This is a genomic window from Paenibacillus sp. J2R1T-4 (genome assembly GCF_059692235.1).
In genome coordinates, this window is the sequence record NZ_JCAUBA010000002.1 from 1 (window position 1) to 25520 (window position 25520).

General features: G+C 48.8%; 27 protein-coding genes. 21 read left to right on the forward strand and 6 right to left on the reverse strand.

The window, feature by feature from the left end:
• Positions 1-306 precede the first annotated feature (306 nt).
• The 3 genes from AC58QD_RS03495 to AC58QD_RS03505 form a co-directional block, all read right to left on the reverse strand.
• Entirely contained in the window at positions 307-780 is a 474-nt protein-coding gene (locus AC58QD_RS03495) for a hypothetical protein (protein ID WP_497330086.1), read from the reverse strand.
• A 145-nt stretch (positions 781-925) separates the two neighbouring features.
• Positions 926-1984 carry an RNA-guided endonuclease TnpB family protein gene (locus AC58QD_RS03500; RefSeq protein WP_497330088.1) on the reverse strand — a complete coding sequence of 353 codons (1059 nt, stop codon included), beginning with the start codon at positions 1982-1984 and terminating at the stop codon, positions 926-928.
• Between the two features lie 105 nt (positions 1985-2089).
• On the reverse strand, positions 2090-2614 hold the full coding sequence (locus tag AC58QD_RS03505; RefSeq protein WP_497330090.1) for an Rpn family recombination-promoting nuclease/putative transposase: 525 nt from the start codon (positions 2612-2614) through the stop codon (positions 2090-2092).
• A gap of 250 nt (positions 2615-2864) precedes the next feature.
• Between AC58QD_RS03505 and AC58QD_RS03510 the strand changes: the two genes are divergently transcribed.
• The gene (locus AC58QD_RS03510) at positions 2865-4052 is read left to right on the forward strand and encodes a DUF3866 family protein (protein ID WP_497330092.1); all 1188 of its coding nucleotides are present in this window, start codon (positions 2865-2867) and stop codon (positions 4050-4052) included.
• Positions 4053-4087: 35 nt separating this feature from the next.
• Here AC58QD_RS03510 and AC58QD_RS03515 read toward each other — a convergent pair whose 3' ends face one another.
• Positions 4088-4285 carry a hypothetical protein gene (locus AC58QD_RS03515; RefSeq protein ID WP_497330094.1) on the reverse strand — a complete coding sequence of 66 codons (198 nt, stop codon included), beginning with the start codon at positions 4283-4285 and terminating at the stop codon, positions 4088-4090.
• Between the two features lie 102 nt (positions 4286-4387).
• Here AC58QD_RS03515 and AC58QD_RS03520 point away from each other — a divergent pair, with 102 nt between their 5' ends.
• From AC58QD_RS03520 to fni, 15 genes are all read left to right on the forward strand, one after another.
• Complete coding sequence (locus AC58QD_RS03520) at positions 4388-4945, forward strand: NUDIX domain-containing protein (RefSeq protein WP_497330096.1); 558 nt, start codon at positions 4388-4390, stop codon at positions 4943-4945.
• A gap of 1 nt (position 4946) precedes the next feature.
• Positions 4947-6167, forward strand: coding sequence for an endonuclease Q family protein (locus AC58QD_RS03525; RefSeq protein WP_497330098.1), 1221 nt, complete (start codon positions 4947-4949; stop codon positions 6165-6167).
• 91 nt (positions 6168-6258) lie between these two features.
• Positions 6259-6900: a stage II sporulation protein M gene (gene spoIIM, locus AC58QD_RS03530; protein WP_497330100.1), complete on the forward strand. Its 642-nt coding sequence runs from the start codon at positions 6259-6261 to the stop codon at positions 6898-6900.
• Positions 6901-6963: 63 nt separating this feature from the next.
• Entirely contained in the window at positions 6964-7434 is a 471-nt protein-coding gene (gene fur / locus AC58QD_RS03535; protein ID WP_497330102.1) for a ferric iron uptake transcriptional regulator, read from the forward strand.
• Positions 7435-7661: 227 nt separating this feature from the next.
• Positions 7662-8795: an alanine dehydrogenase gene (ald, locus tag AC58QD_RS03540; protein ID WP_497330104.1), complete on the forward strand. Its 1134-nt coding sequence runs from the start codon at positions 7662-7664 to the stop codon at positions 8793-8795.
• Between the two features lie 79 nt (positions 8796-8874).
• Positions 8875-9111, forward strand: a complete 237-nt coding sequence (locus tag AC58QD_RS03545; RefSeq protein ID WP_497330106.1) for a DUF4227 family protein — start codon at positions 8875-8877, stop codon at positions 9109-9111.
• A gap of 76 nt (positions 9112-9187) precedes the next feature.
• On the forward strand, positions 9188-10093 hold the full coding sequence (xerD, locus tag AC58QD_RS03550) for a site-specific tyrosine recombinase XerD (RefSeq protein ID WP_497330108.1): 906 nt from the start codon (positions 9188-9190) through the stop codon (positions 10091-10093).
• A 134-nt stretch (positions 10094-10227) separates the two neighbouring features.
• Positions 10228-11400, forward strand: a complete 1173-nt coding sequence (gene deoB / locus AC58QD_RS03555) for a phosphopentomutase (RefSeq protein WP_497330110.1) — start codon at positions 10228-10230, stop codon at positions 11398-11400.
• 27 nt (positions 11401-11427) lie between these two features.
• On the forward strand, positions 11428-12255 hold the full coding sequence (locus AC58QD_RS03560; RefSeq protein WP_497330112.1) for a purine-nucleoside phosphorylase: 828 nt from the start codon (positions 11428-11430) through the stop codon (positions 12253-12255).
• A gap of 56 nt (positions 12256-12311) precedes the next feature.
• Positions 12312-13160 (forward strand): purine-nucleoside phosphorylase, encoded by an 849-nt coding sequence (locus AC58QD_RS03565; protein WP_497330114.1) that lies wholly within the window; start codon positions 12312-12314, stop codon positions 13158-13160.
• Between the two features lie 11 nt (positions 13161-13171).
• A complete protein-coding gene (locus tag AC58QD_RS03570; RefSeq protein WP_497330116.1) occupies positions 13172-13576 on the forward strand; it encodes a carboxymuconolactone decarboxylase family protein in 405 nt (134 codons plus the stop codon).
• Between the two features lie 25 nt (positions 13577-13601).
• On the forward strand, positions 13602-14858 hold the full coding sequence (locus AC58QD_RS03575; protein ID WP_497330118.1) for an APC family permease: 1257 nt from the start codon (positions 13602-13604) through the stop codon (positions 14856-14858).
• The gene (locus tag AC58QD_RS03580; RefSeq protein WP_497330120.1) at positions 14855-16186 is read left to right on the forward strand and encodes a pyrimidine-nucleoside phosphorylase; all 1332 of its coding nucleotides are present in this window, start codon (positions 14855-14857) and stop codon (positions 16184-16186) included. Before AC58QD_RS03575 ends, AC58QD_RS03580 begins: the two co-directional genes overlap by 4 nt.
• Positions 16187-17073: 887 nt before the next feature.
• Complete coding sequence (locus tag AC58QD_RS03585) at positions 17074-17994, forward strand: MerR family transcriptional regulator (protein ID WP_497330122.1); 921 nt, start codon at positions 17074-17076, stop codon at positions 17992-17994.
• A 44-nt stretch (positions 17995-18038) separates the two neighbouring features.
• Positions 18039-19085 (forward strand): type 2 isopentenyl-diphosphate Delta-isomerase, encoded by a 1047-nt coding sequence (gene fni / locus AC58QD_RS03590; protein ID WP_497330124.1) that lies wholly within the window; start codon positions 18039-18041, stop codon positions 19083-19085.
• Positions 19086-19166: 81 nt separating this feature from the next.
• On the opposite strand, the gene AC58QD_RS03595 is transcribed toward fni, so the two are convergent.
• On the reverse strand, positions 19167-20084 hold the full coding sequence (locus AC58QD_RS03595; protein ID WP_497330126.1) for a helix-turn-helix domain-containing protein: 918 nt from the start codon (positions 20082-20084) through the stop codon (positions 19167-19169).
• A gap of 240 nt (positions 20085-20324) precedes the next feature.
• On the opposite strand from AC58QD_RS03595, the gene AC58QD_RS03600 reads away from it, so the two are divergent.
• The 5 genes from AC58QD_RS03600 to sigF all read left to right on the forward strand — a co-directional run bounded on the left by AC58QD_RS03600 (position 20325) and on the right by sigF (position 24410).
• Positions 20325-21161 carry a phytanoyl-CoA dioxygenase family protein gene (locus tag AC58QD_RS03600; protein ID WP_497330128.1) on the forward strand — a complete coding sequence of 279 codons (837 nt, stop codon included), beginning with the start codon at positions 20325-20327 and terminating at the stop codon, positions 21159-21161.
• 253 nt (positions 21162-21414) lie between these two features.
• Positions 21415-22614 (forward strand): D-alanyl-D-alanine carboxypeptidase family protein, encoded by a 1200-nt coding sequence (locus AC58QD_RS03605; RefSeq protein WP_497330130.1) that lies wholly within the window; start codon positions 21415-21417, stop codon positions 22612-22614.
• Positions 22615-22845: 231 nt separating this feature from the next.
• Positions 22846-23199, forward strand: a complete 354-nt coding sequence (gene spoIIAA, locus AC58QD_RS03610) for an anti-sigma F factor antagonist (RefSeq protein ID WP_497330132.1) — start codon at positions 22846-22848, stop codon at positions 23197-23199.
• Positions 23196-23642 (forward strand): anti-sigma F factor, encoded by a 447-nt coding sequence (spoIIAB, locus tag AC58QD_RS03615; RefSeq protein WP_497330134.1) that lies wholly within the window; start codon positions 23196-23198, stop codon positions 23640-23642. Before spoIIAA ends, spoIIAB begins: the two co-directional genes overlap by 4 nt.
• Positions 23643-23654: 12 nt before the next feature.
• A complete protein-coding gene (gene sigF / locus AC58QD_RS03620; RefSeq protein WP_497330136.1) occupies positions 23655-24410 on the forward strand; it encodes an RNA polymerase sporulation sigma factor SigF in 756 nt (251 codons plus the stop codon).
• 57 nt (positions 24411-24467) lie between these two features.
• Here sigF and AC58QD_RS03625 read toward each other — a convergent pair whose 3' ends face one another.
• The gene (locus tag AC58QD_RS03625; RefSeq protein ID WP_497330138.1) at positions 24468-25397 is read right to left on the reverse strand and encodes a phytanoyl-CoA dioxygenase family protein; all 930 of its coding nucleotides are present in this window, start codon (positions 25395-25397) and stop codon (positions 24468-24470) included.
• Positions 25398-25520: the final 123 nt, after the last annotated feature.

Genomic DNA, 25520 nt, shown 5'->3' on the forward strand with positions numbered 1-25520 from the left:
CTGCTTGTCAAGTCCTATTTCTCTTTTTCGTGCAAAAAAAGAGCCGGCTATCTTTCGATAACCAGCTCTTGTTCTTGATTTTTGGCCATGCGCCTTAACTTAATGACATTGAGCCTGGGGGCTCCCTTTTTTGTGGGTATCTAACACTTATTGAATATACATAACGGGAATTATCCGTTATTTCAACAGGTCCGCAAATTGCTCTAAAGCGGAAAATACGGAAAATACGCTCTACAGCTCGCGAAAGGTTGCTTAGCATTGCTCTAAAGCGGAAAATCCGCTTTACGTCTCCGTTTTCAAAAACTATTACTTAACCAGTTTCCGGATCTCGTCCAATGGCATATCAACCGTTTGGGCAACTTCTTCAGGAGAGAAGCCTTTGTCCAGAAACTTGCGAATAATTTCTTCCTTGCCCTTCTCCAAGCCTTCTTCTACGCCCTCTTCATAGCCCCATCGTTTCCATGCTGGCATCAGTTCCATAATCGATTCACCCTCCTCCTGAAATTGTTCACTAAGTTCCTGCAGGATCGCTTTATCTTCCTCATGGTTGGGATCAAAGTATAAGTCTGCAACAGACATTACCAAAGACATTTGCGCATCGTCCAGTTTGCTTCTAAGCCGCAGCAACATGCGCAGATAGGTTTTCCGAACATCTAGCTTCTCCTTCTGATTATACCCCATTTTTGCTAAGAGTGCAGCAGCCACGGGGTTCTCAGACTCGATAAAGCTTCTCCAATTGTTATGACGCAATTCAACCTTGAGAAATTGAAAATTTGACACTCCACACGGCTAAAGCCGTGGGATTCTTGATCGTTAGCGTCCGCAGTCCATTTCTGTTTTGGACAACGCCCAAGTTCAATGTCAAAACTTCGTTTTGACACAGGGCTGTGCCATCAGCCCGTCCTAAGACAGTGCATCTAGCATCTTAGGCTGACAGACTGTTACCGTCTATCTCAGGTTGATGCATGATATTGATTGCTCCAACCCTGTCGCGGTGTGCGTGGAAGCCGCATGCTGGACATTGATACGTTCGGTCCATTGCTTTGTTGCGTTTACCGCACGTCGGGCATGCTTGTGAAGTGTAGGCAGGATTCACTTCAACAACTTGGATACCCGCCAATGCAGCTTTGTACGCAATAAATATTTGCAATTGATAGAACGACCAGTTATGCAGGTTTTTAGCGTTTTTACGACTTGTTCTTGTCGTTTGGCGAATGTTCGTTAATTTCTCGATCTTGATGACCGCTACTTGTTCTTCAATCGCCATGTTCACGATCTGTCGGCTGATTTTGTGGTTTTGGTCTTTCATATAGCGCTGTTCCTTGTTTGCTTGCTTTCGGATGGCGGATAGCTTCTTAAGTTTGCCCATCTTCCTTCGACGCTGGTTGTACTTACGACGGACATATTTGTTCTGTCTCCCGTTGCCAACAAACTTTGTTTTGCCTGTTGATGTGACAACAACGGCTGGTACTTTCAAGCCAAGATCAACACCCATCGTCACATCGCCAACCATTTGTTCGGTGGGTACTTCAATTGCAATTTGAACATACCATCTGCCCGACTTTTCAACCAATTTGAGAAGTCCCCGTTTTCCGCTAGATAGCCTATTTTTCTCTCGTTCTGTTATACGAGATGAGATGGAGAGCCGCTTCGTTTTCCCATCCATCATAACCGGAAACGAAACGGTGTTGTCACCAATCGAATAATTTTGATTATTTACATAGTAGACTCTCCGTTTTAATATCGGATGTTTTTCTTTCGTTTTCGATTTGTTATGAATGCTTCGCGCATCTCGAATGACTTGATTCTTTACCGCTGATGGAAGACTGGCTTGTATATCTTTTGATGTTAGCTTTGGAAAAGCCCCCAGTAGTTTTGCTTGCTCTGTTAACTGATTGACCGTTTCCACATATTGTTTTCCAAGTTCCCGCAATAAGTCTGGATGGGTTGGAAAAATACGAACTTGAACCGTTACGGTTTGCACGTTTCCACCTCCTTTCGAACATTTGTTTGAATATATTCATTATACCAAACAAATGTTCGTATAGAAAGTCATTAAAATAACAGAAAATATAGAGATGTAGGACAATTAAACTGCCCGGTGGACAGCCCTTGTCCTAAGCTGATTCATCCCATGCCTGAAGGAATGGGCTTTCTCGGCTGATATCTGTAAGATGTTATGCTCCGGAATGACCATCGTCAGTGTATCCCGTTCATCCCTTGTATTATCTGCTGTAAAAATAGCAATCGGAATAATCAGTTTGTGTTCCTTCCGATGCCGCTCAAAGAGACGGCTGAAGTAGATAAACATCCTCTCATGGAAATCAGTCTCCCGGTAAGACTGCGGTTCAAAATGCACAAGAACATACGCATCCAATGCTTTGTAGCGGGTCTCAAGCAGCAAATCCAAATTTCGCGATTCACCCCCAACGATGTCAACTAGTAATTCTTGCATGAGAAACCTTGTATGAGAGTGGTCCAGAAGCCGATCCAGTTCCGGAAAAAACAGCTCGATAAATTCCGCAAAAAAGGATTGCAGAAGCTTCTTGAATGCTTCATCGTGCGGAAGCGATGGTTGTGCATCCCGAGTCAATCGTTCTTTTGGTTCTTCCATTCGATTCTTCCTTTCTTTATTTTATAGAAAAAGCGCAGAAAAAACGAACATATATTCTTATTTTGATTATACCAGAACGGATGTTCTTGGTAATGTTTTTTGGAATAATTTAGATCGAGTTCTGTGGACATAATTGAAGGAAGATTCCTGTACTTTAGGAAGAGAGCTCCAAGTGGGGAAAGGGGATGTGCTTGAGTTGATATACTGGTCGGATGCAGTCGTGAGCAGAGTGTTGAGCTGCAGGGGCGGGGTGCAGGAGCTTGAGGTTATACTTATTAATGGTGAAGAGCAAAAAACCGTCAAAGGTCCAGAAAGTAGTCGAGCAATGCAGGCATCCGATCGGGCTATCCTATATACAGAACTTATGCCGTCGGTCAAGCCAGGGGACCGGGTCGTGTTGAATACAACTGCTGTCCAGCTAGGTCTTGGGAGCGGGGGAGTTCACTTTGCGCATCATGTGGTGAAGCGCAGCGAAGAGGCGGCATGCAGCAACAAAGAGGGGATCGCTGAACAGGCGAGCGGGCACATTATGAAGCTGCGCTACACGCCGCAGCAGGTTGCGGTTCTTGCCGTGGAAGAGGCGGCTAGTCCGCACCACGAGCTGTTTTGCGGCCGGCCGAGGCTGGACGGCATGCCGGTGCTGATCGGCGAGCTGCATAGCATGCTGCCGATTGCAGCTGCGTGGTTGATGGCCGAGAGGGAGAGATCGGCGTCATCCACCATGGGCGTCGGCTCAGGAGCGCCGCACACCAGCAGCGATCGGCTCCGTCTCGCCTACGTCATGACCGACGGCGGCGCGCTGCCGCTCGCCTACAGCCGGCATGCCGCCGAGCTGACAGCCTGCGGCTGGCTCTCCGGCACGGTCACCTACGGCCACGCCTACGGCGGCAGCCTCGAAGCCGTGAACAAGTTCACGGCGCTGCTTGCTGCCCGGCACGTGCACCGGGCAGACATCACAATCGCGACGATGGGCCCTGGCATCGTCGGCACAGGCACCCGTCTCGGCCATACGGCCACCGAGACGGCAGAGCTCGTGCACGCCGCGCATCTGCTCGGCGGCCGGCCGGTCCTCATGCCACGTATCAGCTTCGCAGACGCGCGCGAGCGGCATCGCGGACTGAGCGACCACACCCTGACGGCACTCAGCGACTTATGCCTCGTGCCGGTCACCGTGCCGATCCCGGCGAACATACCGCCGTCCGCACGGAAACACATAGAAAGCCAAATCGCAGAGAACGATTTGGCGCACAAACATACATTCATTTATATGGATGGAATAAATTGTGCTACGATATCCGAACGTATGGCAGCATACGCCATACCCCTAACAACCATGAACAGGACATTTCAAGAAGATCCCATATTTTGGGCTGGCGTGTGCGCTGCGGCGGAGTACTCCCGTTTACTAATTCGACAGAACGATTCACCAGCACCTTAGACTTGCCCCTATGCACTCCATCATGTCCCGCCATCTTACTTAATACGGCTTGCGCTGCGCTTCAATCCGCCTTGCAGTCCACCACGATCCATATAACCCGTGAGATTGGATACCATGGACGCGAGACTAACATCGCCGCCATCCAGCTCCTGGGTCAGCTTGCGCAAATACTGTTGAACTTCCCATCCTTTGCCTACGACACGAAGCTGTCCATCTGACAAAATCGATTTCATCCTCAGTTCCTCCTCGATTACTTGCAAAGTCTGATATAATGACATCGTATGCGTGTGCAGGACAAGTTATGCTTTGTAATAATTCCACACTAATTTTCGGAGATGATAACCTTGAATAACAAATTTGAAGAAGTCACGATAAAGTCTGAACCGATATTCAAAGGCCGAATAATATCGCTGCAGCTGGATACGGTAGAGCTGCCTGACGGAAAAACGGCAACCCGAGAAATCGTTAAACACCCTGGGGCTGTGGCCGTCATTGCGCTTCACGAAGATCGTATGATCGTTGTTGAACAGTTCCGCAAACCGCTCGAGAGAAGTCTCGTAGAAATTCCTGCAGGTAAACTGGATGCAGGAGAGGTACCGATTGAGGCCGCTCGCCGTGAATTAGAGGAGGAAACGGGCTTTAGCGCCGCATCTTTGCGACCCGTCTGTTCCTTTTATACCTCTCCCGGATTTGCTGATGAAATTGTGCATGTATTCCTTGCCGAGCAACTCACTCCAGGTGAACTGCGTCCGGACGAGGACGAATTTCTGGATATACAATCCATTACCCTCGAAGAAGCGAAACAATTCATTACAGACGGACGTATTCGTGATGCCAAAACCGTTACAGCTGTTTATGCCTGGGAAATCTACAAGTTAACAGGACGAATCTGACATGTCTGATCATGCACTTAATAATTCAAATGGTAACCGCTATAGAGTAGATCTCCATATCCACATCGGACGCACAGAAAAAGGCAATCCCGTTAAGATCAGCGGCAGCAAGGATCTGACCTTCTTCAACATTGCAAGGGAAGCTGCAGACCGTAAAGGGATAGACGTAGTTGGTATCATTGATTGCCAATCTCCATTGGTGCAGCAAGAAATAATGGACTATCTGCACAAAGGCGAAATGGAGGAGCTTGAGGGGGGAGGAATCCGTTATCGTCAGACGACGGTGCTGCTTGGGAGTGAAATCGAAGTCAAAGACCCAGGCTGCGGGGCCGCTCACTTATTGGTTTACTTGCCAACCTTGAGTGCGATGCAACAATTTACGCCATGGCTTAGCAGATCTATGAAAAATGTAAATCTTAGCTCCCAACGCTTGTATGTGACAGCCCGAGAACTTCAACAGGAAGTAATAGACCGCGGCGGCATTCTGATTCCAGCCCATATTTTCACCCCGTACAAAAGCGTCTACGGAAGCGCCGTCCGCCATATGGCAGAAATGCTCAACATGACCCATATAGCAGGTGTGGAGCTTGGTCTCAGCTCGGATACCGAGATGGCCAGTTATATATCAGAGCTCGACAATATCCCGTTTGTCACGAATTCAGATGCCCATTCCCTGTCCAAGATCGGGCGTGAATACAATGAGATGCGTATGGAGCAACCCACGTTCGAGGAGCTTACATTAGCGCTGGCCGGACAAAAAGGACGCGGAATTATAGCCAATTATGGACTCAATCCGCATCTCGGCAAATATCATCGAACCTACTGTGCCTCTTGTGAGACGGTACTGCCAGAGCGGCATCAGCTGGGAGAGCGTTGTCCCTATTGCGGGCATGTGAAATTCGTACGCGGTGTATTCGATCGAATCCTTGATCTTGCAGACCGAGCAGCACCCCAGATCAATCCATCCCGGCCGCCCTATCGTTATCAAATCCCTCTGCCCTTTATTCCAGGACTCGGGAAACGCAAGCTTGAGCTTCTGTTAGATCGATTTGGCACGGAGATGAATATTTTGCATCAGGTTCCGGAGATCGAGCTGGCTGACGCAGTCGGCCTTGAGATTGCTCAATGGATTCTGCAAGCACGGCATGGACATTTAACGATCGATGCAGGTGGAGGAGGACGATACGGAAAAGTGAGTACAGATCAAGTAAAGCCAATCTAGTGTTCCATATAACAGTCATAGTTTCCCGCTAGTTTCATATACATGAACAGAGTTGGACAAGGAGTAGCTGAGATTTAAGGGGGAACTGCACATGAGCTGGAACAACCGGATGCGCTCTGATCTGAAGGAACATTTATCCCTATACGTTTTTGTTTCCGTCTTGTTGGTTATGGGCGTTGTATTCGGCGCACTTATGGTAAACGCGTTGTCGACTGATCAGAGACTGGAGCTAGGCCGTCATCTGAGCAGTTTCGTTCAAATGGTCGATCAAGGTACAGAGCTTGGCGGTAAAACTTCATTTAAGCTTGCTTTTTTTATGCATTTGAAGTGGGTGCTGTTGATCTGGATGCTTGGGTTGTCCGTTGTGGGTCTGCCTTTTATTTTTCTGCTTGATTTCCTAAAAGGAGTGTTAGTCGGCTTCTCTGTCGGAGTTCTTGTTGGAGAGATGTCCTGGAAAGGCATGTTGTTCTCCCTGGTCTCTGTTGCACCGCAGAATCTGATTATTATTCCGGCCATTATGATATGCAGTGTCTCGGCGATCTCTTTTTCCCTGTATTTGATCAAGAATCGATTTCTGCAAAAAAAAGGGACGTTGTATCCGCCATTTATCCGCTTTTCGTCGGTTACTCTCACCATGATTGCACTGATGTTCGGCGTCTCTTTATTTGAAGCTTATTTATCCCCGATCTTGATGCAATGGGTAACGCCTATGCTCAGTGCTATTGCGGAATAATATAAATCCCCCTATAATGGTTACATGCGCGGAAAAGGCGACAATGCTCTAAGGGGGAAGGGTATGGAAGCACGAATCGACAAGATCAAGCAGCAGCTGCAATCGCATGGCTATAAGCTGACACCCCAACGCGAAGCGACCGTTCGCGTCCTGCTTGAGAACGAAGAGGATCATCTCAGCGCGGAAGATGTGTTCATGCTCGTTAAGGACAAGGCTCCGGAAATTGGGCTCGCGACGGTATACCGTACGTTGGAATTGTTAAGCGAGCTTCACGTTGTGGAAAAGATGAACTTCGGAGACGGGGTTGCTAGATATGACCTTCGAAGCGACAATGCTTATCACCATCACCATCACTTGATCTGCGTGAAATGCGGAGCAGTCGATGAGATAATGGAAGATTGGCTTACCCCTCTGGAAGAAAGATTAGCTGTGGAGTACAATTTCAAGGTGCACGACCACAGACTGGATTTCCAAGGGATTTGTCACCGCTGTAATGAGAAGGAAGCCAAAGAGTCGGCAGGCGAGCAGGGATAATAGGAATGATTCATACCGCATGAGAATGGAAAGTCCCGTTTATTTATAAACAGGGGCTTTTTTAGTTTAGATACAAGCATCGGATGACGAGCCCTGAAACAGGATAATTAGTATATTTTCCTTCACGGAAGGGAACCTAATGGGCGAGGAGCGATTGATGGACACCATGCATAATTTATATCAAAGCATATCATGTCTAGAGATAAACGCGAGGAGGGTGGAAGCCTATGACCAGCTTAAATCGCTGTGTAGTCGGCGTACCTAAAGAGATCAAGAACAACGAGAATCGTGTAGCCCTTACACCTGCAGGCGTGCATATGCTGCAATTAAGCGGGCATGAGATTATAGTGGAGCGCTCTGCAGGAGCGGGAAGCGGCTTTACCGACGAGGAATACAGCCTCGCAGGAGCTGTTATTGCGGAGACGGCCGCCCAGGTGTGGGAACGCGCAGATATGATTGTGAAGGTGAAGGAGCCGTTACCGAGTGAATACGGGTATTTTCGGGAAGGGCAGCTGCTGTTCACCTATCTCCACCTCGCTGCTGAGCTTGATTTGACTCATGCGCTTATTAAGAGCAAGGTGACGGGGATTGCCTATGAAACGATACAAGCACCCAATGGCAGCCTTCCGCTGCTCACTCCTATGAGTGAAGTAGCAGGAAGAATGTCTGTTCAGATAGGTGCGCAATTTCTGGAGAAATTGTACGGGGGACGAGGTATTCTGCTGGGCGGTGTACCTGGAGTACCTCCAGGGATCGTCGTCATTCTCGGCGGCGGCATTGTAGGGACCAATGCAGCCAAAATGGCGTTAGGACTCGGAGCAGACGTTGTTATTGTTGAACGGAGCGCAGATCGGATGAGAGCGATAGATGATATATTCGGGGGGCGCGTCAAAACACTGATGTCCAACCCGCACAATATCGCAAACGCGGTGCAAAAAGCGGATCTATTGATCGGTGCCGTACTCATACCCGGTGCGCGGGCGCCGAAGCTGGTAACGGAAGCGATGGTCAGCCAGATGAAAAAAGGGGCCGTTATCGTTGACGTTGCGGTAGATCAAGGAGGATCGATTGAGACCGTTGATCGCGTTACAACTCACAGCAATCCTACTTATGAGAAGCATGGTGTCATTCACTATGCGGTAGCCAATATGCCTGGAGCGGTACCGCGGACATCTACGTTTGCGTTGACGAATGTAACGATCAGTTACGTTCTTGAGCTGGCCAACAAAGGGTATGAGAGAGCGGTCCGGGACAATGCTTCTCTGCGATTGGGAGTGAACACCCATGCCGGTTCTGTGACGCATCCTGCTGTTGCAGATGCAGTAGGTTTGCCTTTTGTCGCATTGGACACTACCGGCTAAAAGCTTGTCATATTCCAATCATGATGATCATAATCTTAGCCTAGACTGCTGAAAGAGGGACAAGGAGGCATGATGAAACGTGATAGTATCCATAAGAAGATGGCTGATGAGATTGAAATTCACGATCATGTTTTTTGTGCTGACTTTGGCGGTCTATTATTTGTTTCAGATCGTATCGGGGTGGGTTGAGCCAGCAGAGCGTTATAAGGAGCCAACAGGCAAAGCAGTCAAGGTGTTCCAAAACCAGAACAGCTATGGAGAGCAATCGACTTCGTTAGCAGACCGCCTGTTCCTGTTCTATTGGTACGGAGAATAGCAAGCAGGAATTCCTGCTTGAAGTGTGGAATGAATGAGGGATGTTCAATATTAGGTAAGGAAGGACCAATCCCTCGATGAAACAACATCTGCACGCGTTCATTCAATATTTATCCGTCGAGAAAAATCTTGCCAAGAACACCGTGGAATCGTATGAACGAGATTTGCTGCAATATATCGACTTTCTCCTGCGTTCAGAAACAAGCTCCATCGAAGATACGAATAAAATACATGTGCATCAATATATGCAATCCCTGCGTCAGCAAGGTAAGGCCATAGCTACAGTTTCACGTATTATGGTTTCATTAAGGGCGTTTTATCAATATTTGCTTCGTGTGCGGAGTATCAGCAGCGATCCGACGCTGCAGTTAGAAACACCTAAGCCCGTTAAACGAACGCCAACGATTATGACGATGGAAGAGATTGAGGCTTTGCTGCAATCACCGGATTCCTCAGAACCAAGCGGCTCACGGGATAAGGCGATGCTGGAGCTGTTATATGCAACCGGCATTCGCGTGTCTGAGCTTATTTCACTGGATGTAGCCGATATTAATCTTGAGCTAGGGTTTGTACGTTGTCCAGGTAAAGGGCTGAAGGAACGGATTATTCCTCTGGGAGGTATAGCCATTCAGTCGCTGGACGTATATATAGGTACTATGCGGCCTCAGCTGCTCCGCTCAGAGAACGAGGAGCCGGCGCTGTTCTTGAATCATTTGGGAACAAGATTAACACGTCAGGGCTTCTGGAAAATAATGAAAAAGGCTGTCAAAGAAGCAGGAGGCCGTCAGGAAGTGACGCCGCATACTTTGCGCCATTCGTTCGCTTCTCATATGCTTTCGAACGGGGCCGATATAAGAGCCGTGCAGGAAATGCTGGGACACGCCGATATATCGACCACACAAATGTATGCTGCGGTTACCAAATTAAGGATGAAAGATATTTATGACCAGGCTCACCCGCGGGCTAAGAGAAGTGGAGTGTAGGGAGTCATGCCGAGGAGGTGTGGCTTCTTTTTTTCTACAGACATGTGGATGATATGGTAAATTTGTGCATGTTTTGCAAAGCGCTGGACGGCGTGAGATAATACTCTAAAAACAACAGCAGGAGGGTATTCCTGATGACCTATAAACGTATATGTTTGGTCGTATTGGATAGCGTGGGGATTGGTGAGCTTCCAGATGCAGACCAATTCGGGGATGCAGGTTCTCATACTTTGGGACATATTGCAGAGCGGGTACAAGGCTTTGCTTTGCCGAATATGCAGAAACTTGGTCTTGGCAATATTGCTTCGCTGCAAGGAATTCCACCTGTACAGGAGCCACAAGCCTGCTACGGGAAGATGGCGGAAGTGTCCGTAGGCAAAGATACGATGACCGGTCATTGGGAGCTCATGGGACTCAAAGTGACAATTCCTTTCCAGACCTACCCGGACGGATTCCCTCCCGATCTTCTGCAAGCATTCGTAGAGAAGACAGGACGAGCCGTAATAGGCAACAAACCAGCTTCTGGCACAGAGATTCTGGATGAGCTGGGTGAAGAACAGATGAAGACTGGGGCCTGGATCGTCTATACCTCAGCGGATAGTGTAATGCAAATTGCAGCGCACGAAGAAGTAATCCCGCTGGACGAGCTCTATGCAGCCTGTACAATTGCCCGTGAGTTAACCGTAGGTGAACATGCCGTAGGCCGCATCATCGCCAGACCATACATAGGCAAGCCGGGAGCATTCAAACGAACTCCGAACCGCCATGATTATGCCGTCACGCCTCCAGCCCCAACAGTAATGAATAGTCTTAAGGACGCGGGACTTGATTGCATAGCTATTGGTAAAATCAACGATATCTACTCAGGTGAAGGGGTTACGACCGCTATCCATACGAAAAGCAATGAACACGGAATGGAAGAGACGATCGAGGTGATGGGCAAGCCGTTCCATGGATTATCCTTCACCAATCTGGTTGACTTCGACTCCCTATATGGGCACCGCAGAGATACAGAAGGATATGGACAAGCTTTGCAAGCATTCGACCGCGAGCTGCCGCGGCTCATGGCTAACATCGGGCATGAAGATCTGCTCCTGTTGACAGCGGATCATGGGAATGACCCTACTCATCCGGGTACAGACCATACTCGGGAATACGTCCCGCTTCTCGCTTGGAGTCCGAGCCTGAAGCAAGGGGGTTCACTTGGTGTGAGATCGACCTTTGCTGATTTGGGAGCTACGATCGCTGATAATTTCGGTATTCCAATGCCTCCGAACGGTACGAGCTTTTTGTCACAATTGAAATGAATCCATAATAGAAAAGAAAGGCTGGGGATGTTGCCCATGAATGTCATAGAGCAGATTGAAAGGGCTCGTCAGTTTATTGAAGAAGAAATTCCGTATCAACCCGAGATCGGGCTCATCCTGGGTTCCGGTCTTGGTGTGCTGGCAAACGCCATGGAAGACGTTACAGTTATCCATTATAGTGAAATTCCGCATTTTCCAGTGTCTACTGTAGAAGGACATGCAGGAGAGCTGCTAGTGGGGACGATTGAGGGCCGCAAAGCGATTATGATGAAGGGACGTTTTCACCTCTATGAAGGGTACGACGCTCAGACAGTAGCTTTTCCGATCCGTGTGATGAAGGCATTGGGGGTTCAGACCTTGCTCGTTACCAATGCTGCTGGCGGTGTGAATACGTCGTATCAATCCGGTGACCTTATGCTGCTCTCCGATCATATCAATCTGATGTATCGCAATCCTTTGATGGGACCGAATGATCATTCTTTTGGTGTACGGTTCCCAGATATGTCACAGGCATACAGTGACCGACTTCGCCAGATCGCGCATGAAGCGGCACAAGAGCAAGGACTCAAGCTGCAAGAAGGCGTATACGCTGCAATGACAGGCCCTAGTTATGAGACGCCGGCAGAGATCAGGATGCTGCGTACACTGGGCGCTGATGCGGTGGGCATGTCTACCGTGCCAGAGGTTGTAGCAGCTAGACACGCGGGCTTAGAGGTTATTGGGATATCCTGCATTACCAATATGGCGGCGGGGATACTCGAGCAGCCGCTGTCCCACGACGAAGTGATGGAGACTGCAGAGCGGGTCAAAGGTACTTTTTTGAACTTGGTTCAGCGGATTATTAAGAAGATCTAAGCAACTGGTCTTAACATTATTCTGTGATTTCTATCATTAATGCAGGAGGATTAGAAATGGAACATAACCAATATCAACAAATCGAGGAAGCCGTTACATATATTCAAGGACAAATAGGTCAACAAACACCCGTTATCGGTATGGTTCTAGGCTCAGGACTGGGAGATCTTGCGCATGAGGTTGAGGAAGCTATTGCCATTCCCTATTCGAACATTCCACATTTTCCGGTATCGACTGTCGAAGGTCATGCTGGACAATTCGTCATTGGCAAGCTTGAGGGCAAAACGGTCATCGTCATGCAAGGCCGTTTTCACTACTACGAAGGCTATTCCATGCAAAAAGTCGTATTTCCGATCTATGTCATGAAGCAGCTTGGTGTACGGACCGTAGTGATGACCAATGCGGCCGGGGGTATGAATAGAGCTTTTCGACCGGGTGATCTGATGCTGATTTGTGATCATATCAACTTGACTGGCGACCATCCATTAATCGGCCGGAATGATCCGAAGCTCGGAGTCCGATTCCCGGACATGTCCGAAGCATACAGCCGTAAGTTCCGCGAGCTTGCACATCGCTTATCAAGTCAGATCCGGGGGGATGACGGTGATGCCTTAGAGCTTCAAGATGGGGTTTATTGCGGAATCAGCGGGCCTGCTTATATGACGCCTGCCGAGCTCAAAATGCTTGTTGTAATGGGCGGAGATGCAGTCGGCATGTCTACTGTAGGCGAGGTTATTGCTGCTAGACATGCGGGGATGAGCGTCTTAGGAATATCCTGTATTACAGATATGGCGATCGGTGAAGAACTGGAGCCTCTTACGCATGAGCAAGTGGTTGATGTGGCGAATCGGACAAAACCGAAGTTTATTGCTTTGGTCAAAGCTTTCGTCCGAGAAGTGGAATAAAGGAAATACATATGGAGTCGAACGACCAAGGAAGTCTAGATGCCCGTTGGGAGTCAGGTTGGTCTTATTTGAAACAAATTACAGGCGATAAGGGGGAGCAGACCATTGCTCGGCTCAGGCAGTTCAGCCCGGATTTGTGTGATCTGATCATTTCATTCGCCTACGGCGACATTTACGCCAGAGATGGACTTGATTTGAAGCAGCGGATGATCGTCACCTTAACAACACTGATCACGCAGGGCGGCTGTGACAAGGAGCTGGAGGTACATATTGGTTCTGCTCTGAATGTAGGGCTCACACCAAAAGAAATCATTGAGATTATGCTTCATTGTATTCCGTATATCGGGTTTCCGAAGGTAATGAATGCAGTTGGCACAGCAAGAGAAGTGTTCGAGTCCAAAGGAATTCGACTGTAGCAAGGAGCGGGGGTTCTGAATAAAGATGGAAGGGCAACGCTCCATTACTTATATGCAAGGTGTTGCGCTGTACATGGGAGCTGTTCTGGGCTCTGGAATTCTTATTTTACCAGGATATACGGCACAAATTGCGGGTCCTGCATCTATCCTGTCGTGGATCGCTATGTCTTTGATCAGTATCCCGCTTGCCTATACGTTCGCTAGGCTTGCACTCAAGTACCGGGATTTCGGCGGCGTTGCCAAAATAGTTGAGCAAGCATTCGGCGCAACATGGGGCGCTTTGGTTGGATGGTTCTTCTTCGTCTGGGTTTCTACGGGACAAGCGGTTGTGGGATTAACGGGGGCTGCTTATATGGTGGCAGCGTTCCACCTGCCTGCTGTGTGGGAGTATTTATTCGCATTTGGTTTTCTAGTAGCCGCGCTAATCACTAATTTGCTTGGCATGAGGGCAAGCGCCAGACTATCCCTTGGATTAAGCGGAGCCGTGCTGATTCTGCTTCTGGTTACGATCGCTTTATCTTTGCCGGATGTTGAACGCGCTCAGTTCTCGAATTTTATGCCCCATGGTATTAGCGGAATCGGACAGGCTTGTGTATTGATTTTCTGGGCTTTCTTCGGTTGGGAGAGCATTACACACCTTGTTCCAGAGTTCCGTAATCCGGAGAGGGATGTCATGCGCAGTACCTGGTCAAGTGTATTCATTATTGGTGCGACTTACACCCTGTTATCTATCGTAACGGTGGGTACAGGTCTATATGGGGACCAGGCTACAGCTGCTCCGTTGGCCGAATTGATGGGACGCGCAGTCGGCTTCAGCGCCAGTATGGCAACCGCCATAGTAGCATGTATTGTATGTCTGGGAACACTGAACGTTTACTTGGCCAGCTCGTCTCGTTTAGGTTATGCGCTTGCCAAGCAAAGAAGATTTCCCGCTTGGTTCGGAGGGTTGGATGCTCGCGGTGTTCCTTATCGAAGTGCGGTCTTTCTGTTCGCGACGAACACACTCACATTAGTCGCTACCTATTGGTGGAGTATAAGCACGGATCGCCTTATTCTGGTTCCGACTACGCTCGGTATCGCTGTATATGTGATCGCCTCTTTCGCTTGTGTGAAGCTGCTGTGGCATGATCGGATCGGGCGCTGGTCCTCCATGCTTGCTGCGTGTTTCTGTCTCGCTGTTGCGCCATTTTCGATGTCTTACATAGCCGTTCCGCTAATCGTAGCCGTCGTTTGTATCATCTATATCCATACACGTAAAGGATCGGAGGTCGAAGCTTCATGAGAACGGTAGATTTGATTCAGAAGAAACGGGACGGAGGCGAGCTTAGCCGCGAGGAGATTGCCTTTTTGATTCAAGGCTACAGTGCTGGGTCTATTCCCGATTACCAGCTGTCCGCATGGGCAATGGCTGTGTTTTTCAAAGGCATGTCGGCGCGCGAGACCGCCGACCTGACTTTGGAGATGGCCGCCTCGGGCGATCAAGTCGACCTAAGCCCGATTGCCGGCGTCAAGGTCGATAAGCACAGCACAGGTGGTGTCGGAGATACGACAACGCTTGTGCTGGCGCCTCTTGTGGCCGCGGCCGGTGTACCGGTCGCGAAGATGTCCGGCCGTGGGCTCGGCCACACGGGCGGCACGATCGACAAGCTGGAGTCGATCCCTGGCTTCCGTGTCGAGCTCACGCAGGAGCAGTTCGTGGAGCAGGTTAACCGGCACGGCATCGCCGTGATGGGCCAGTCGGGGAACATAACCCCGGCGGACAAGAAGCTGTACGGTCTGCGGGACGTGACGGGAACCGTAAATTCCATCCCACTCATCGCAAGCTCCATCATGAGTAAGAAGATCGCTTCGGGAGCCGATGCCATCGTGCTCGACGTGAAGACAGGCAATGGAGCGTTCATGAAGACGTTGGACGACTCTATCAAGCTGGCGGAAGCTATGGTGGCGATTGGCGAGGAGGTCGGGCGTGAGACGGTTGCCGTAATCAGCAGCATGGAGCAACCGCTGGGTATTGCGGTCGGCAACGCACTCGAGGTGAAGCTGGCAATTGAAACGTTGAAGGGCCAAGGACCTAAGGATCTCGAGAAGCTCTGCCTGACATTAGGCGCGCACATGCTCGTGCTTGGCGGTAAGGCACTGGATGTAGCAGAAGCAGAGGAAATACTGCGGGAGTTGATCCGCAAAGGGTATGCGCTCAAGAAGTTCAAGGAGTTCGTCGCTGCGCAAGGCGGGTCGCCTTCCTTCATCGATCAGCCCGCACAATTACCTATGGCCCAATCCATCGTGTCCATTCCATCGGTATCCGCAGGCTATGTCTCCGCGATAGAAGCTGAACGCATCGGAATCGCGGCAATGCTGCTAGGAGCAGGACGAGAGACGAAGGAGGCCACTATCGACCTCGCTGCTGGAATTGTTCTGGCGCGTAAGGTTGGAGATCGAGTAGAGACAGGTGATTCCCTTGTCGAGCTTCATACCAATCGTACCGATGCCAAGCTAATGGACGAGGTGAGGCAGCATATTATCGAGGCTTATACCATAACGGAGCAGGAACCGGAGCAGTTGCCCCTCATTTATGCAATCGTTACGAAGGCTGGCGTGGAACGATACTAAGTTCATTGATTTGATAACACTCACAGGTAAGGATGTGAGTGTTTTTATTTTGTTGTTCGCCTAGCAAAACCGGAGGTGAGCGCATATTTATTTCAAGGAATACGATTCCAACAGCGGTTCGAGCATGCTTTTCTGCCCTCCCACGCGCCAACTGAACTCAACCGCCAACGACCTGGCCGGGCTAACAGTCAGGCTGTTCTTATTGTAACTGCAAAACCTGCAGTTAATTTCTCTCGAACGGCAGCAATTTGATTTATTACTGTAAAACCTGCATCTAATTATCCCAGTTTTACCGAAGAGAGCCGGATATCCAAGAAATAACGGTACGAAGTGCAGTTATTTTGTTACAATGCCTCAATCCCAAAAAAGTAACTGCAGCTTTTGCAGTTAAAGGGTAAGTCGTGCTCTTTCTATGACAGGAGGCGCATTAGTGGTAAGGCCTAAGTATTAACTTCTTTTTAATCTAACACTCATTGAAACGAAATAACGGAATTAATCCGCCAGACTCCGTTTATTTGTCCTAAAGCGGAAAATCCGCTCTACAGCTTGACGCAACGCTGCTTAGCATTACTCATGAATGCGAATCAAAGTTGTACCCAGCAAAACACGGAGCGCACAAAAAACATAACTCGATGATCCAAAGTTGAACAGAAGAGGGCAGGAAGGTGGAGCGGAAAAGCGTCAGCGGTCGCCTTTGCACTTGAATTCTCACCACCAAAAACAGTTCAAAAGAATTCAAATGCAACAGCGATTGGAGCCCGCCTTGCTGCCCTCCCACGCGCCTAACTAAAAGCAACCGACAAGAATTATAAACGTTTTGTTATAAATAAGGGATTAGTGTATAGTCTTTGTATAAGTATGAAACGGTTAGAGAAAGGTGAGCTTCTATGTACAATATGAAACGGGTAGTTCAGCTAGTGGGGATTCCTGCAGTGACGATACGCGCCTGGGAGAACCGATACGGAGTTATTGAGCCAGGACGAACAGAGGGCGGACATCGGCTGTATACCGATCAGAACATAGAGGATTTGCGTTGGCTGAAACAGCAAGTATCCGAAAAAGGATTTACGATTAGTCTTGCTGCTCAAATGTTGAAGAAGCGAAAAGAAGAAGTGGAGACAAACTTTCAAGTATTTGCTGAAAGCTTTGCTACATATAACGAGATATGTGAGCAATTATATGATGAATTGGTAAGTTTCGGCATTGAACGTGCTCATTTCATCTTGGATCGGGCTTTTGCTGCTTATCCCTACGAGGAGATATTTCATCGCGTGTTAGCGCCTATTATGTATCGGGTCGGAGATGAGTGGCAATCCGGTTGGGTCAGTGTGGCCCAGGAGCATTTCGTCAGCAATTTTGTATACCAGCGTTTCTTTCATTACTTCAGGCAACTTCCCGCAATCCCGTCATTGCCCAAGATGATAGCGTTTTGTCCGGAGGGTGAGCACCATCAGTTGGGCTTGCTGTTATTCGTGTTATTTTTGCGAAAAAAAGGGATTGAAGTCGTGTATCTTGGTGCCAACACCCCTATTGATGGAGTGCGTAAAATTGTTGGTGATATGGAGATCGCTTATATCTGCTTATCGCTAACGAGTAAAGAGCAGCTGAAAGAAACGTCCAAGGCCATCCAGGATCTAAGCGAACAGTTCCCAGAACTTAAGTTCGTTCTCGGCGGAAAAGGGTTCCTGCACATCGAGCAATCAATGAAGTGGTGGGTGCTCGATGGAACTAAGGAAGATTGGGAGAGGTGGTATCAAACCGAACAGGTCCTATGGACGTCTCCCAAGCCTGTTGAACGAAGAGTTTAATAGCAGCAGGTGATCGTCAGTCTGGTCAGGAGGAAAGAAAGGTTATGAGTACCGAACAAAGAAAGACAGAACATATTCGCATTTGCTTGGAACAATCTGTTGCGGGTAAAGGCATCACATCAGGGTTGGAGCAATATCGATTCAGGCATCAAGCTCTTCCGGAGCTGGATTTCGCCCAGATTGATCTATCTGCAGAGTTTCTAGGCAAAAAAGTAGCGACCCCATTCCTCATTAGTTCCATGACCGGAGGGACGGAGGCCGCGAAGCGCATAAACAGACATCTTGCCCAGGCAGCGCAGCAGTTGGGTTGGTCCATGGGGGTTGGCTCGGTCAGGGCAGCAATAGAGAAAGCTGAGCTCGTCGATACGTTTCGAATACGTGATGTCGCTCCAACGATTCCGCTCCTTGCTAACTTGGGTGCTGTTCAGTTGAACTATGGATATGGTGCGGAGGAATGCAAGCGCGCTGTGGACATGCTTGAGGCGGATGGTCTTGTGTTGCATCTGAATGCTATGCAGGAAGTTTTTCAACCTGAAGGAAACACCAATTTCAGACACCTGCTTCAGCGGATTGAGCATGTATGCCATACGCTTGCGATACCGGTGGGGGTAAAAGAGGTAGGCTGGGGAATAGATGGAGTGACAGCAAGGCGGCTGCTGGATGTTGGGGTAAGCTTTATTGATGTGGCGGGAGCAGGCGGCACTTCATGGAGCGAGGTCGAGAAGCACCGCTCCGCGGACGTCATACGCCGTCAGGCTGCCGACGCTTTCGCGGACTGGGGCGTGCCTACGGCAGCCTGTGTCCGTGACGTACGCCGGCATGCGCCGGACGCGCTCGTTGTCGCAAGCGGCGGACTCGCGAGCGGCGTCGACGCCGCGAAGGCGATCGCGCTTGGCGCGGACATCGCCGGCTTCGGACGCGGCTTGCTAGCCGCAGCCGTGGACGGCGAAGAGGCCGTCCAGCAGGCGCTCGCGCAAGCCGAGTTCGAGCTGCGCGTGGCGATGTTCGGCATCGGCGCGCGGACGCTGCGGGACCTGCGCGGGACGGCCGCACTCGTTCCGGCGTCCTCCTTTGCCGCGCCGCTCGCATAGATCCGCCGAAGAAATTCGTGCGGATCTGCAAATTCAGACCCAGTAGGGATACGACTACTAGCTCGATATCCTTACTGGGTCTTATTTGAGCTCTCTTATCGACTCGCGAAATGCTCCAGGCCAAATTCCTCGTGTGCGCTTGAATGCCTTGGAGAAATGATGGACATCAGCGAATCCGCAATAAACCGCAATGTCCTGCAAAGTGAGCTCGGTCGTGCGCAATAACTCCTCACTGTGCTGCAGCCGAAGCTTGAGCAAATACTGGTGCGGAGGCATGCCGAACGTCTCGCGAAACACCGCACTGAATCGCGAGGGCGACAAGTTAGCTCGCATGGCCATGTCTTTGACGGACAAAGATTCAGAAAGATGGAAGGAGAGGAAGGCGGTAATCCAATTCAAGGATGGCGTTGTAGAGGTCGGTTGCCGCTCAGCCGACGTGTACTTCTTCAGAATCGACAATATAAGCTCCGTGGCAAGAGTTTGTGCTTCTATTTGCTCGATTGCCTCGCGGTTTTGCCAGCATTGTACCATCCGGAGTAAGGTATCACGGAATTGAATGGGATGCTCCGGAACAAATCGTACTGGCACATGAATCCCATGCAGGTCGTTTAATCGGGGCTGCATGAGGGATTGATAAGCAGTCAAATCCAACTGACCGGCACCCGTCGGGAAGCTCTGCTCTCTAAGCGGATTATAAAAAAAATCCAAATGAGCAAATGGAGTAATTGTATTGGTCGTCCCTTGAAGGGTATGCACACTGTTAGGCTGAATCAAGCAAAATTGTCCGCTTTCGAACGTGTAGTCAACCCCATCCACATGGATCAGGCAATTTCCCTCCTGCACGTAGATCAACAAATAATCCAGCAAACGTCGAATGGGCATATGCCAAGGGGTACGTACAGCGAACTCGCTAGTTCGAATGAAGGGAACAACGGGTTGACGGCTAATGAGCTCTTCTAAGGTTGTTGTCATTGTTCTTGACCAGAATGTGCTGAGCATGGTCGATCTCTTACTTGTATGGGTGAAGCTTGAGTCATGCTGGTTTCGCTCATTAAGGAGTGCTCCTTTCCAATAATCATTCGATACCCCTAATTTATCAGAAGAGTACGCATTTGAACAGTCGTTTTTGACAATAAAGCTAGTCGGGATAAACAATGTCATGCTTGCTTCTGAATCGTATAATAGAGCTGTACTCTAACAGGAAAAGTTCTATTAACCCATAGAAAGAAGGTTCTCAGTATGGACATTAACACTAACAGTCTTCCCGATTTACAACAATCTTACGAATTGACACAGGATCAGATAAGGGCCTACAACGAGAAGGGTCACATTATGCTTCGCGAGGTCGCGGGTCATGATGAAGTTAATGCGTACAGACCTATTATCAACGATCTCGTAAGACAATTAAACAAAAATTCCAAGCCGATTGAAGAGCGGGATACGTACGGGAAGGCATTTATTCAAATCGGCAACGTATGGGTGAAGAGCGAAGCTGTTCAACGTTTTGTGTTCGCACGTCGGTTTGCCAAAATTGCTGCTGACCTTATGGGAGTGGATCGGGTGCGAATCTATGCGGATCAAGCGCTGTTCAAAGAACCGGGTGGCGGTCATACACCTTGGCATCAGGATCAGATCTACTGGCCGCTGGATACGAGTCATACGATTACCATGTGGATGCCGCTTGTCCCGATCCCGGAAGAAGTAGGTTCCATGACATTTGCATCCGGAACCCATAAATCAGGACATATTACCAAACAAGTCATCTCGGACGAGTCCCACAAGACATTGAAATCATATATTGAGCAGACAGGGATAGAGACGATTAATTACGGCGGGATGAGTGCAGGGGATGCTACTTTTCACGCAGGGTGGACGCTTCACAGCGCTCCGTCTAATCCTACTGAGCAGATGAGGGAAGTTATGACAATCATCTTCTACGCAGACCCTACATTTCTGCTTGAACCCGATAGTAATGCGCGCAGAAATGATCTGAATGGCTGGTTCCCGGGACTGAAGGGCGGCGACTTGGCCGAAGGTCCGATTCATCCCGTCCTGTTCGATCGCAACGCAGAATAGTTCTAACATTCTAGTTTATTATCCCATCTGTTAACCAGGAAAAGCACGGCAACTCCAAGCGTTCCTTTTGCGTAATCCAGCATCAGGCAGGAGTAGTCGTGCTTTTATTTTTCGTAAATGGGTATCACTTCCATAACTTTGCATTAGACTTGCTTCCATCGTTTAATTTCCTGAATTTGTGGCGAAACTAGTAGAAGGTTTTCCATACTCATAATGGGGTAAATTTGGGAGTTATTGATCTAGGAGGGGTATAATGGTGCTCAGAAGAAGTTGTCTGGGGTTGTTAAGCTTACTATTGTTATTTGCTTTATGTTCGCCCGTATTAGCGGCCGATGAGAAATCAGTGAAGCCTGTTGCGGAGGTAGCTCCTGCTGTTGAACTAGCGCCAAACGCTACTTCTGCCGTATTGATGGATGCGGACACCGGGACGGTTCTCTATGAGAAGAACATGAATGAGAAAAAGCCGCCAGCCAGCATCACGAAGATTATGACTTTGGTTCTTATTATGGAAGCGCTGGATCAAGGCAAGATCAAGATGGATGAGAAGGTCCGCACTAGTGAGTATGCAGCATCAATGGGCGGCTCACAGATTTTCCTGGAACCTGGTGAGGAATTAACGGTTGAGGAAATGTTGAAAGGCATAGCAATGGCATCCGGCAATGATGCTTCTGTTGCAATGGCTGAGAAGATCAGCGGTTCTGAGGAAGCTTTTGTACAGATGATGAATGCGAAAGCTAAACAGCTAGGGATGAACAACACGAATTTCGTTAACGTCAACGGATTGCCGGCAGATAATCATTTTACGACCGCTTATGATATTGCCATGATGTCCAAGGAATTGCTGAAGCACGAGGAAATCACCAAATTTACCGGTATGTATCAAGATTACTTGCGTAAAGAAACAGCCAAGCCGTTCTGGTTAGTGAATACGAATAAGCTTGTCCGATTTTACCCGGGTGCTGACGGTTTGAAGACTGGGTACACGAGTGAAGCTAAATTTTGTTTATCGGCAACGGCCAAGCGGGATAATTTCCGTGTAGTTGCAATCGTGATGGGAGAACCGAATACGAAGACACGTAATGCGGAAGTAACGAAGCTCTTCGATTACGCCTTCTCACAGTATTCGAATCACCCCATTTTCAAGGCGGGCGATGAAATCGGTACATTGAGGGTGGAGAAAGGGATACTTACACAAGTCCCATTAACTGCATCCCATCAATATTCGGTACTACTCAAGAAAGGCGAAGCCAACGCTGATATTCGTCATGAACTGCAGCTTGAGCCAAATCTCAAAGCACCGATCACCGCAGGGCAGCCGATAGGGAAGCTGGTTGTGTTCAAGAGTGATGTGAAGATTGCGGAGTTCGCGATTGAGGCACCTTCAAATGTGTCAAAAGCCGGACTGTGGACACTGATGAAGCGGACGGGCGCACGTTTGTTTACGATAGAGTGACGGTTTAGGTTTATTGCGACATATATACCCCACACCCACAAAGGAAAGTGAGGCGCTGAAGCGTATTCGATTCCTTTGTGGGGCACCAATTCGCCATAAAAGCTCAAAAAATGTCTAATTGTATCGTTTTATTGAAAGAAATAGCAGTTTTCTTCTAGTTTTGTCGCCTTGCAGGAATTAGCATTCGTTTCGTAGAAATTAGACAGCAACACGAAGGGAGTGAGGCTAACTGTGAGTCTGCAGATTGAATTGGAGCATTACCGAAGAACGTTGATCGTCCGTTTGCGCGGTGAATTGGATCATCATTCGGCGGAGACTGTTCGTACCCGTATGGAAGAAGCGATTCTGAAGGGTGATACCCGTCACGTCGTACTGAGCCTGAAGGATTTGTCCTTTATGGACAGCTCGGGTCTTGGCGTCATATTGGGCCGTTATAAACAGATCACCGGCAAGGGCGGTAAGATGGTTGTTTGCGAAGTGAATTCTGCCGTTTATCGGTTATTCGAATTGTCAGGCCTTTTCAAGATTTTAGCATTTCAGGAGAATGAGAGACTTGCACTTTCCAGTCTGGAGGTCGTGTCATGAGTGGACCTAATTTTATGACCTTGCAGTTTGCCAGTCGTTCACAGAATGAAGCCTTCGCGCGTGTTGCGGTAGCCGCCTTTGTCTCTCAGCTTGATCCGACACTTGAGGAATTGACGGATATCAAGACGGTCGTATCAGAGGCTGTGACGAATTCTATCATCCACGGTTATGACGAAAGAACCGATGGTGTAATTACCATATCGGCCACTATTGAGGGTGATAGAGTACAGATTAGTATTGAAGATTCCGGTAACGGGATCGATGATGTTGAGATGGCAAGAGAGCCTTTGTTCACCACGAAGCCGGAGATGGAGCGTTCCGGGATGGGCTTTACCATTATGGAAAATTTCATGGACGAAGTTTCCGTTATGTCTGCGCCTGGAGAAGGCACCAAGGTTACGATGGTCAAGCGGATAGAATCCAAAAAAGCGCTGTATAACTAGGGGTAGGTGACAATGGATGTGGATCTGAAGCATGCCTCACACAGTTATTTAGACGATAACGAAGTCAAAAGGCTGATTGCTCTTAGTCAAGCTGGCGACTCATTAGCGCGTGAAACGCTTGTGAACTGCAACATCCGCCTGGTCTGGTCGGTTGTGCAGCGCTTCTTGAACAGAGGATATGAGCCGGAAGACTTGTTTCAAATCGGTTGTATCGGTCTCTTGAAATCTGTCGATAAATTCGATTTGTCCTATGACGTCAAATTTTCCACCTATGCCGTGCCTATGATAATCGGAGAGATTCAGAGGTTTCTTCGTGATGATGGGACCGTAAAGGTGAGCCGCTCCTTAAAGGAGTTGGCTAATAAAGTGCGTAAGAAGAAGGATGAGCTGTCGAGGCGTCTTGGACGACTGCCGACGATTAGTGAAGTGGCGGAAGATCTCGGTATCACGTCTGAAGAAGTAGTATTCGCCCAGGAAGCGAATAAACCGCCTACATCGATTCACGAGACCGTGTTCGAGAATGACGGAGATCCCATTACACTAATGGATCAGATTGCTGATGAAGGTCAGGAGCGTTGGTTTGATAAGCTGGCGCTTAACGAAGCGATTAACACATTGAACGATAGGGAGCGGCTGATTGTGTATCTGAGATATTTCCGCGATCAGACACAGTCCGAGGTGGCCAACCGCCTAGGCATCTCTCAGGTACAAGTATCCCGATTGGAGAAGAAGATTCTCCAAGTCATAAAAGAACAGATCGCCCAATAAGGCGATCTGTGCGGCTGCCGAGTTTTAATCGGCAGTCTTTTTATTATGCAAGCCGCTTCAGCACTGGGCGCCGCTCATCTCATTCGTGAACATGCGCTTGTATTCCTTTGGCGTAACCCACTCGGCACTAGCTGGGGCGTAGTGGAATTGCAAGGCACGGCGTCTCTTATTGGTGAAGTTGCTTGGTGTGCCGTGATGAAGCAGGCCGTGAAAGAACAGCATGCCGCCAGGCTGCAATGGAGCTACATAAGCTCTATTCACATCAACATTCTCATCACACATCTGCCAGTCTCTGACGGCATAATGCGGCACACCTCCGCGCATATGCGATCTCGGGATAATATGCATGCAGCCATTATCCACGCCGGCCTCGTCCAGCGCGATCCATACCCCGACAATGGCTTTCTCGAAGTCTAGTCCCCGATAAGCCATATCCTGATGCCAAGGCTTCTCTCCTCCTCCTTGAGGCGGTTTCAATAATGCCATATCCTGGACGAGCTTGCCTGGTTCCCCAAGAATCAATTCCACCGTTCTCAGGATAGCTGGATCAAAGGCAATATCATAAAAGCGCTGATCGTAATATACGAAATCGGCAATTTTTCTTGTGGCAAGCTCGAATTGCTCTTTAGTCAAAGGATGTTGATCTTCTGACCGAGTAAGCTGAACCGCAGGTACTCTTACTTTCTTCGCTTCCGAATCTCCGTTCTGTTGCATAGATTCGCCCATAGGTTGGATCCGCTTGCTGCTCATCCATGCTTCAAAATCTTCCCGTGACATTAATCTTCGCGATTCCATCATATCCGTTATAGCTATCTTCGCATCCTCTACCGTTTTTTCGGATAACCCGGTTTGAATAGCCAAATAGCCTTGTTCCCGATAAAAACCGGCATGAGTCTCATTCACGCTGGACAAGTGGTTCACATACTGTACTTGATCCACGCTCGGGTATAATTGACGATTAATCTCTTCTGGATTTGATAATTTCATATGGAATCCCTCCATGTTGGTAAATTGCTTGCGATATAGCCAATCATAAAGGTCCTAAGCCGTTTGAGCCATGGAGCAGAATGATCTGAATTTGTACATAACAGCACATCCGTTCCATACAGA

Coding starts and splice junctions, on each gene's coding strand:
- AC58QD_RS03505 (WP_497330090.1), bottom strand. CDS start 2,614: ATGGAAGAACCAAAAGAACGATTGACTCGGGATGCACAACCATCGCTT.
- AC58QD_RS03515 (WP_497330094.1), bottom strand. CDS start 4,285: ATGAAATCGATTTTGTCAGATGGACAGCTTCGTGTCGTAGGCAAAGGA.
- AC58QD_RS03520 (WP_497330096.1), top strand. CDS start 4,388: ATGATAACCTTGAATAACAAATTTGAAGAAGTCACGATAAAGTCTGAA.
- AC58QD_RS03525 (WP_497330098.1), top strand. CDS start 4,947: ATGTCTGATCATGCACTTAATAATTCAAATGGTAACCGCTATAGAGTA.
- spoIIM (WP_497330100.1), top strand. CDS start 6,259: ATGAGCTGGAACAACCGGATGCGCTCTGATCTGAAGGAACATTTATCC.
- fur (WP_497330102.1), top strand. CDS start 6,964: ATGGAAGCACGAATCGACAAGATCAAGCAGCAGCTGCAATCGCATGGC.
- ald (WP_497330104.1), top strand. CDS start 7,662: ATGACCAGCTTAAATCGCTGTGTAGTCGGCGTACCTAAAGAGATCAAG.
- xerD (WP_497330108.1), top strand. CDS start 9,188: ATGAAACAACATCTGCACGCGTTCATTCAATATTTATCCGTCGAGAAA.
- deoB (WP_497330110.1), top strand. CDS start 10,228: ATGACCTATAAACGTATATGTTTGGTCGTATTGGATAGCGTGGGGATT.
- AC58QD_RS03560 (WP_497330112.1), top strand. CDS start 11,428: ATGTTGCCCATGAATGTCATAGAGCAGATTGAAAGGGCTCGTCAGTTT.
- AC58QD_RS03565 (WP_497330114.1), top strand. CDS start 12,312: ATGGAACATAACCAATATCAACAAATCGAGGAAGCCGTTACATATATT.
- AC58QD_RS03570 (WP_497330116.1), top strand. CDS start 13,172: ATGGAGTCGAACGACCAAGGAAGTCTAGATGCCCGTTGGGAGTCAGGT.
- AC58QD_RS03575 (WP_497330118.1), top strand. CDS start 13,602: ATGGAAGGGCAACGCTCCATTACTTATATGCAAGGTGTTGCGCTGTAC.
- AC58QD_RS03580 (WP_497330120.1), top strand. CDS start 14,855: ATGAGAACGGTAGATTTGATTCAGAAGAAACGGGACGGAGGCGAGCTT.
- AC58QD_RS03585 (WP_497330122.1), top strand. CDS start 17,074: ATGTACAATATGAAACGGGTAGTTCAGCTAGTGGGGATTCCTGCAGTG.
- fni (WP_497330124.1), top strand. CDS start 18,039: ATGAGTACCGAACAAAGAAAGACAGAACATATTCGCATTTGCTTGGAA.
- AC58QD_RS03595 (WP_497330126.1), bottom strand. CDS start 20,084: ATGCTCAGCACATTCTGGTCAAGAACAATGACAACAACCTTAGAAGAG.
- AC58QD_RS03600 (WP_497330128.1), top strand. CDS start 20,325: ATGGACATTAACACTAACAGTCTTCCCGATTTACAACAATCTTACGAA.
- AC58QD_RS03605 (WP_497330130.1), top strand. CDS start 21,415: ATGGTGCTCAGAAGAAGTTGTCTGGGGTTGTTAAGCTTACTATTGTTA.
- spoIIAB (WP_497330134.1), top strand. CDS start 23,196: ATGAGTGGACCTAATTTTATGACCTTGCAGTTTGCCAGTCGTTCACAG.
- sigF (WP_497330136.1), top strand. CDS start 23,655: ATGGATGTGGATCTGAAGCATGCCTCACACAGTTATTTAGACGATAAC.
- AC58QD_RS03625 (WP_497330138.1), bottom strand. CDS start 25,397: ATGAAATTATCAAATCCAGAAGAGATTAATCGTCAATTATACCCGAGC.